This is a genomic window from Pseudoxanthomonas sp. 22568 (assembly GCF_052044485.1).
Lineage (GTDB): Bacteria > Pseudomonadota > Gammaproteobacteria > Xanthomonadales > Xanthomonadaceae > Pseudoxanthomonas_A > Pseudoxanthomonas_A beigongshangi.
Genome location: NZ_JBQENC010000007.1, coordinates 253118 through 261103, shown reverse-complemented (window position 1 = coordinate 261103; position 7986 = coordinate 253118). Strand labels below are relative to the sequence as shown.

The window sequence follows — 7986 nt, the reverse complement described above, 5'->3', positions numbered from 1 at the left end:
AACCCCGTCACCATGGAATACAACATCGGCCAGCGGGTCGGCGTGGACGGCACCCCGGCGATCTTCGCCGCCGACGGCACCCAGCTGGGTGGCTACCTGCCGCCGGCCGCCCTGCGCAAGGCGCTGGACGACCTGGCCGCCGAGCAGGCCAAGGCCGGCGGCGCGCCCTGACGGAAGCTCCCGCCTTTTTTGGGATGCCCGAAGGCCGGTCCCCTTGCAGGGGCCGGCCTTTTTCATGCCCGGGCGCCGGCCTGCGGGCGCCGGAGGTCCGGCCAGGAGCCGGATCCGGGCCGGGTCGGGTCCGGGAACCCGGGCTCCGTTACAATAGCGGGCCCCGTCCTGACGGCACGCTCCCACGGTTCCGGACATGATCGTCCTCGAAGGCCAGCCGGCCTTGTCGCAATTCCGCCGCGCGCGGCTCGAAAGCAAGCTCCAGTCCCTGATCCCCCACGTCCGCATCCGCGGTGCCTGGCACGTCTATTTCATCGATGCCGATGCCTCGGCAAGCCTCGACGAAGCGACCCTGCGCCGCATCCTGCAGGCGCATGAACAGCCAGAGCCGCTGGCCGCGGGCGGGGTCTCCCGCTTCGTCGTGCCGCGCCTGGGCACCCTGTCGCCGTGGGCCAGCAAGGCCACCGAACTGCTGCGCGGCGCCGGCCTGGAACTGCACCGGGTCGAACGCGGCATGCGCATCGATCTGGAAGGCTGGACCGACGACATGCCCGCGCTGGCCAAGGCGCTGCATGACCCGATGACGCAATCCCTGCTGGCCGCCCGCGAACAGGCGGCGGCGCTGTTCACCACGCCGGCGCGCGGCGAGCTGGAACGCATCCCGCTGGACCAGTTGGAAACCGCCAACACCCGCCTGGGCCTGGCGCTGGCCGATGACGAGATCGCCTACCTGCGCGATCGCTACCGCGAGCTGGGCCGGGATCCGTCCGACGTCGAACTGATGATGTTCGCGCAGGCCAATTCCGAGCACTGCCGGCACAAGATCTTCAATGCGTCCTGGACCATCGACGGCAAGGAAATGCTGGTCAATGGCGGTCCGCAGTCCTTGTTCCGGATGATCAAGCACACCCACGCGCAGACGCCGCAGTACACGCTGTCGGCCTACCGCGACAACGCGGCGGTGGTGGAAGGCTATCCGGCCGCGCGCTTCCGCCCGGACGGGCAGGGCCGTTACCGGGTCGAGGCGACCCTGGACTCGGCGTTCTGCATCAAGGTCGAGACCCACAACCATCCCACCGCGATTGCGCCGTTCCCCGGCGCCAGCACCGGCGCCGGCGGCGAGATCCGCGACGAGGGCGCGACCGGCCGCGGCGGCAAGCCCAAGGCCGGCCTGACCGGCTTCAGTGTTTCCCATCTGCGCATTCCCACGCTGCCGCAGCCGTGGGAAGCCGGGCGCGCGCTCAATCCGCGCATGGCGCCCGCGCTGGAAATCATGCTGGACGGCCCGCTGGGCGGCGCCGCGTTCAACAACGAATTCGGCCGTCCCAACCTGCTGGGTTATTTCCGCAGCTTCGAACTGGGGCAAGGCGAGGCGCTGGCGCGTGCCTACGACAAGCCGATCATGCTGGCCGGCGGCCTGGGCGCGATCGATCGCATCCAGGTGCAGAAGAAGACGCTTTCCGCCGGCGACGCGGTGATCGTGCTCGGCGGTCCGGCGATGCTGATCGGCCTGGGCGGCGGCGCGGCCAGTTCGGTGGCCTCCGGCGAGAGCGCCGAGGAACTGGATTTCGCCAGCGTGCAGCGCGACAACCCGGAAATGGAGCGGCGCTGCCAGGAAGTCATCGACCGCTGCGTGGCGATGGGCGAGGACAATCCGATCCTGTGGTTCCATGACGTCGGCGCGGGCGGCCTGTCCAACGCCATTCCGGAACTGCTGCATGATTCAGGCGTCGGCGGCGTGATCGATCTGGGCAAGGTGCCCACCGACGATCCCTCGCTGTCGCCGATGCAGTTGTGGTGCAACGAATCCCAGGAACGCTACGTGCTCGGTGTGCCGCAGGCGCGGCTGGCCGAGTTTGCCGCGTTGTGCGAGCGCGAGCGCTGTCCGTTCGCGGCGGTCGGCGTGGCGACGACGGAGGAGCGCCTGGTGGTGGCCTACGGCGCGACTGTCGACGCGATTCCCGCCGATGCGCCGATCGATCTGCCGATGGACGTGCTGTTCGGCAAGGCGCCGAAAATGCATCGCGAAGCCCGCCATCCCGCGCCCGCACCGTGGCCGGCGCTGGAAACGGCGAAGCTCGACCTGCATGAGGCCGGCCTGCGCGTGCTCGCGCATCCCACCGTGGCGGCCAAGCAGTTCCTGATCACGATCGGTGATCGCAGTGTCGGCGGCCTGACCGCGCGCGATCAGCTGATCGGTCCATGGCAGATGCCGGCCGCCGACTGCGCGATCACCCTGTCGGACTACAGCCGCTTCAGCGGCGAGGCGATGGCGATCGGCGAACGCACGCCGCTGGCGCTGCTGGACGCCGCCGCCGCCGCCCGCATGGCGGTGGGCGAGGCGATCACCAACCTGTGCGCCGCGCCGATCGAGTCGCTGGACCGGATCAAGCTGTCGGCCAACTGGATGGCCGCCGCCGGCCACGACGGTGAAGACGCGCTTCTGTTCGACGCGGTCCGCGCCGTGGGCATGGAGCTGTGTCCGGACATCGACCTGAGCATTCCGGTCGGCAAGGACTCGCTGTCGATGCAGGCGCAATGGCAGGGCGTGGACGGTCCGCAGAAATCGGTGTCGCCGGTGTCGCTGGTGATCAGTGCGTTCGCGCCGGTGACCGACGTGCGCCGGCAGCTCACTCCGCTGCTGCAGCGCGAGGAAGCCAGCGATCTGTGGCTGATCGGCCTGGGCGCGGGCAAGAAGCGGCTGGGTGGTTCGATCCTGGCGCAGGTCCATCCGGAAGCCGGCCATCGCGACGGCCTGCCGGCGTTCGCCGGCGACGAAGCCGATGACGGCGTGCCGGATCTGGACGACCCGCAGCGGCTGCGTGATTTCTTCGCGCTGATCCGCGACGCGCGCGAGGCCGGCCTGCTGCTGGCCTATCACGATCGCAGCGATGGTGGCGCATTCGCGACCCTGTGCGAAATGGCGTTCGCCTCGCACCTGGGACTGGACATCAACCTCGATGGCTGGGGTGATGATCCGTTCCGCACCCTGTTCGCCGAGGAACTGGGCGCGGTGGTGCAGGTGGCCGACGAGGATCGCGCGGCGTTCGCCGATCTGGTCGAACGCCATGCGCTCACCGAATGCGCGCAGCGCATCGCCCGCCCGAGCACGGCCCCGGTGATCCGCGTGCAGCAGGATGGCGAGACCTTGAGCGAATGGCGCTGGGAAGCGCTGTTCGATGCGTGGTGGTCGGTGACCCATGCGATGCAGAAGCTGCGCGACAACCCGGAAGCGGCCGACCAGGAGCGCGACGTGGCGCGCCAGTTCACCGCCGCCGGACTCAAGCCGAAGCTCGCCTTCGATCCGTCCGAGGATGTGGCCGCCCCGTTCATCGCCACCGGCGCGCGCCCGAAGGTCGCGATCCTGCGCGAGCAGGGCGTCAACGGGCAGATCGAGATGGCGTCGGTGTTCGATCGCGCCGGATTCGACGCCTACGACGTGCACATGAGCGACCTGGTCGCCGGCCGTGTGTCGTTGGCCGATTTCAAGGGTTTCGCCGCCTGCGGCGGCTTCAGCTACGGCGACGTGCTCGGCGCGGGTCGCGGCTGGGCCACCTCGGTGCTGGAGCGGGCCGCGCTGCGCGAGGCGTTCGCCACGTTCTTCGCGCGCGGCGACACCTTCTCGCTGGGCGTGTGCAACGGCTGCCAGATGCTGAGCCAGCTCAAGGACATCATCCCCGGTGCGACGCACTGGCCGCGCTTCCTGCGCAACCGCAGCGAACAGTTCGAAGCCCGCACCTCGCTGCTGGAAGTGCTGGAGTCGCCTTCGATCCTGCTGCGCGGCATGGCCGGCTCGCGCATCCCGGTCGCGGTCGCGCACGGCGAGGGACGCGCCGAGTTCGACAGCGCGGTGGACCAGGCCGCGGTGCGGGTCGCGCTGCGCTACATCGACGGCGAAGGCAACGCGGCCACGCAGTATCCGCTCAACCCCAACGGCTCGCCCGACGGCATCACCGGCCTGACCAGCGACGACGGCCGCTCCACCATCCTGATGCCGCACCCGGAGCGTACCCCGCGCAGCGTCAACCTGAGCTGGGCGCCGTCCGACTGGCACGAGGACTCACCGTGGCTGCGGATGTTCCGCAACGCACGGGTGTGGGTGGGCTGAGCGAAGGCCTTATCGCGATGACGGAAAAAGCGGCGCTTCGGCGCCGCTTTTTTTTTCGGTACCGCACGATCCCAATGCCACTGCGGTGGCGGGATGGCGTTCGCGATACCGACGGAATGTCAATGTTAGTTGACGGCGCCATCCCGTCTGCAGACTATCCGACGGCACAGGTTTGAGGGTTCCGTTCCCGAGCCTGCAACGGAAGCCTCATCGACGGGTGTTTCCGTCCACCCGGGGGTCATCTCCAACCAAGACACCGACAACCGGCACATCCGGTGGTCGCGGGATTTTTTTGCTCAGGAAAAGGGAGTCTCAAAGATGCGCCATTCCATGCCTGCCATCCGCGGGAACCGCACCACGGGCAATGACAGCCCGGTTTCCACGACAAGGGCCCGCCGGTCGTCAACATGCGCAACGTGCAGGACCTCGACGTTCGCCATCGCAATCAACATCGCGGTCGCGTCGCTGTTGATGGCGGGGAACGCTTTGGCGACCGAAACCGAAAGCCGGACTCCCGCGGAGTCGTCGCCGGTGCAGGGGAGCAACTCCCGGACAACCATGTCCGGTGCCGGTCCGATGGCGGTCGCGATTCAACATCACGTCCAGTCCAATGGGCCCGGCCTGGCCTATGCGGAAGGCGAGGATGCGGTGGCGTTGGGTTCCGACGCCGCGGCGCTGGGCGATTATGCGGTCGCACTGGGCGCAACCAGTTCCGCCTATGGCCAGCGCGCGTCCGCCTCCGGCAACGGTGCCAGCGCGCTTGCGGACGATGCCACCGCCACGGGTTACAGCGCCCTCGCGGATGGACAGGGTTCGATGGCGGCCGGCAGCCAGGCCCATGCTTCCGGTATCGGCGCCGCCGCGATGGGAAGCGCCAGCCAGGCCAGTGGACACGGAAGCATCGCCATCGGCAATGGCGCGTGGAGCCTGGCGGAGAACAGCGTGGCCCTGGGAGCCGGTGCCGTCAGCGAGCGCGGCAACAGCGTGTCGGTGGGACGCACCGGCCAGGAACGCCAGATTGTCCACGTGGCGGCGGGCGTCGTGGAAACCGATGCCGTCAACAAGGGCCAGATGGACGCCGGCCTGGCGGACACGCGGGCGCACGCCGACGCGACGGGAGCGCGGGTGGAGGCGAATGCGAACAGCTACACCGATGCGCGCGCGGCGCGGACGCTGGCCGATGCGAACGCGCATGCCGAAGCGACGGGAGCGCGGGCGGAGACGAATGCGAACGCCTACACCGATGCGCGCGCGGCGCGGACGCTGGTCGATGCGACCACGCATGCCGACGCGGTGGGCGCAAGGGCGGAGACGAATGCCAACGCCTATACCGACGCGAGTACGACGAAGGCGCTGGCCAATGCAAACGCCCATGCCGATGCCACCGCGGCGAAGACGCTGGCCCACGCCAATGCCTACACGGACACCCGGTTCGCGGCGTGGAACGACGACTTCACCCGCTTCAAGGGCGATCTGGAACGCCGCCTCCATGCCCAGGACCGCCGCATCGACCGGCAGGGCGCGATGGGCGCGGCCATGCTCAACATGGCGATCAGCGCCGCGGGCATTCGCACCGACAACCGCGTCGGCGTGGGCGTGGGTTTCCAGGGTGGCGAACGCGCGCTGTCCGTGGGCTACCAGCGCGCCTTCGGCGAGCGGGCCACATTCAGTCTGGGCGGCGCGCTCAGCGGGGACGAACGCTCGGTCGGCATGGGTGCCGGTTTCGGCTGGTGACGGTGATGGATGCACGACACCGCGTCGGGCGATTAATCAAAGAAGGAACCACGAATATGAAATGCAACGGAAAGGGGATGATGACCGCCATGGCGCTGCTGGTCTGGGCGATCGCGGCGGAGTCGAGCCTGGCGGCGATTCCGCTGGCGCGGACGGCGGAAGTCGAGTCGACGCCGCCAAGGCGCATCGAGGGAGACCGCATCATCGTGCGCCAGCGTATCGCCGGCACGCGCAGCCACGACAAGGCTGCGGTCGTGCGCGCGGCCGTGGCGCGCGCACGCTTGTTGGATACACCGCCACGGCAGCGCGGGAATGGCGGCATGCTTGGCGTCAGGATGCTGCATCCATTGGCCAGCGGCGGCGACGCGTTCTCGCTCTCGCGTGCGCTTTCCCAGGCGGAAATGGCGCGGTTGCTGGCTGAACTCAGATCCGATCCCGGCGTGGTGCTCGCGGAGGCGGACGAACGCATGTACCCGCTGTATGCACCGAATGACCCGCCGAATGACCTGCTGTTCGACCTCCAGTGGCATTTCCATCATCCGGTGGGAGGCATCGGCGCGCCGAGGGCCTGGGACATCGCACAGGGTGAGGGCGTGGTGGTCGCGGTGCTCGATACCGGGGTGCTGACCGATCATCCGGATTTGTCCGCGAACCTGTTGCCCGGCTACGACTTCATCAGCAATGCCTGGATATCGCGCAGACCCACCGACGCCCGGGTGGCGGGAGCGCTGGATCTGGGGGACTGGAGTCCGGTGGCGGGCGAGTGCTACGGCGGCTCGCCGGTGCGCAACAGCACCTGGCATGGCAGCCACGTGGCCGGCACCATCGCCGAAGTCACCCACAACGGGCTGGGGGGGGCGGGCGTCGCGTACCGGGCCAAGGTGCTTCCGGTCCGGGTGCTGGGTCGTTGCGGCGGCCTGACCTCGGACATCGCGGATGCGATTGTCTGGGCCTCGGGTGGGCGGGTTCCGGGTGTGCCCGCCAATCCCCATCCCGCCGAGGTCATCAACCTGAGCCTGGGCGGCAATCGCTCGTGTCCGCGGATTACCCAGGACGCCATCGACATCGCGACCGCCAACGGCAGCGTGGTGGTGGTGGCGGCGGGCAACAGCAACGTGGATGCGGCGGATGTCAGCCCGGCCAGCTGTCGTGGCGTGATCACCGTCGGCGCCTCGCGCATCACCGGCGGCAAGGCCTATTACTCAAACTTCGGCGCGGCGGTCGATATCGCGGCGCCGGGTGGTGGCGGGGTGGAGGACACTGGCAATTCCGGCTGGGACGGTTATGTGCTCCAGGCCGGTTCCTCGAGCAAGACGGACCCGGCCTCGGGCGAGTTCGGTTATTTCGGCAAGATCGGAACCTCCATGGCCACGCCACACGTTTCCGCAGTGGCGGCCCTGGTCCAGGGCGCGCGCGCGCAGGCGGGTCGGGTTCCGTTGACACCCTCGGAAATGGAGAGCCTGCTGCTCAGGACCGCGCGCCCGTTTCCCGCGCGGATACCGGCGACAACGCCCATCGGGATCGGTCTGCTGGATGCGCGTGCCGCGCTGGATGAGGCGCTGAAGCCTGCGTGCGTGGACTGCGGACCGCAGGCCAGCCCGGTGCGGAACCGGGTGCCGGTGACCGGCATGAATGGCGGTGCCGGCAGTCAGTGGCTGTACCGCTTCGAGGCGGCGCCCGGGCGGTTGATCAGCATCATGAGTTACGGCGGGCAGGGCGATGTTTCGGTGTACGCGGGCTTCGACCGGGTGCCGACCGCTAGCGCGCACCAGTACGGTTCGCGGCGTCCCGGCACGGTCGAAACCATCCGTATCGCGCCCGCCGAAGCCCGCGCGGGGACCTACTACGTCCTCGTGGTGGGTGAAACCCCTTTCAGCGGAGTCAACCTGCAGGTCCGCCAGTAACCCGCCCCGAAGGATTGCCGTCGTCGGTTCCCGGTCACGCGGGCGACTCCGGTCGATGGTAGACATTGG

5 protein-coding genes are annotated in these 7986 nt (G+C 68.9%); 4 read left to right on the top strand and 1 reads right to left on the bottom strand.

Translation table 11 applies throughout. From position 1 onward, the window contains the following. The coding region (locus ACTJI2_RS11515) for a thioredoxin fold domain-containing protein (protein WP_440842157.1) at positions 1-171 on the top strand (171 nt) is incomplete at its 5' end. 196 nt (positions 172-367) lie between these two features. After that, complete coding sequence (gene purL, locus ACTJI2_RS11510) at positions 368-4279, top strand: phosphoribosylformylglycinamidine synthase (protein ID WP_440842145.1); 3912 nt, start codon at positions 368-370, stop codon at positions 4277-4279. Between the two features lie 296 nt (positions 4280-4575). Here the strand turns inward: purL and ACTJI2_RS11505 are convergent, their stop codons facing one another. Then, positions 4576-4839 carry a hypothetical protein gene (locus ACTJI2_RS11505; RefSeq protein ID WP_440842144.1) on the bottom strand — a complete coding sequence of 88 codons (264 nt, stop codon included), beginning with the start codon at positions 4837-4839 and terminating at the stop codon, positions 4576-4578. Here ACTJI2_RS11505 and ACTJI2_RS11500 point away from each other — a divergent pair. Continuing rightward, positions 4838-6013 (top strand): YadA-like family protein, encoded by a 1176-nt coding sequence (locus ACTJI2_RS11500; RefSeq protein WP_440842143.1) that lies wholly within the window; start codon positions 4838-4840, stop codon positions 6011-6013. The genes ACTJI2_RS11505 and ACTJI2_RS11500 overlap by 2 nt on opposite strands. An 80-nt stretch (positions 6014-6093) precedes the next feature. Beyond that, complete coding sequence (locus tag ACTJI2_RS11495) at positions 6094-7917, top strand: S8 family peptidase (protein ID WP_440842142.1); 1824 nt, start codon at positions 6094-6096, stop codon at positions 7915-7917. The last annotated feature ends 69 nt before the right edge of the window (positions 7918-7986 follow it).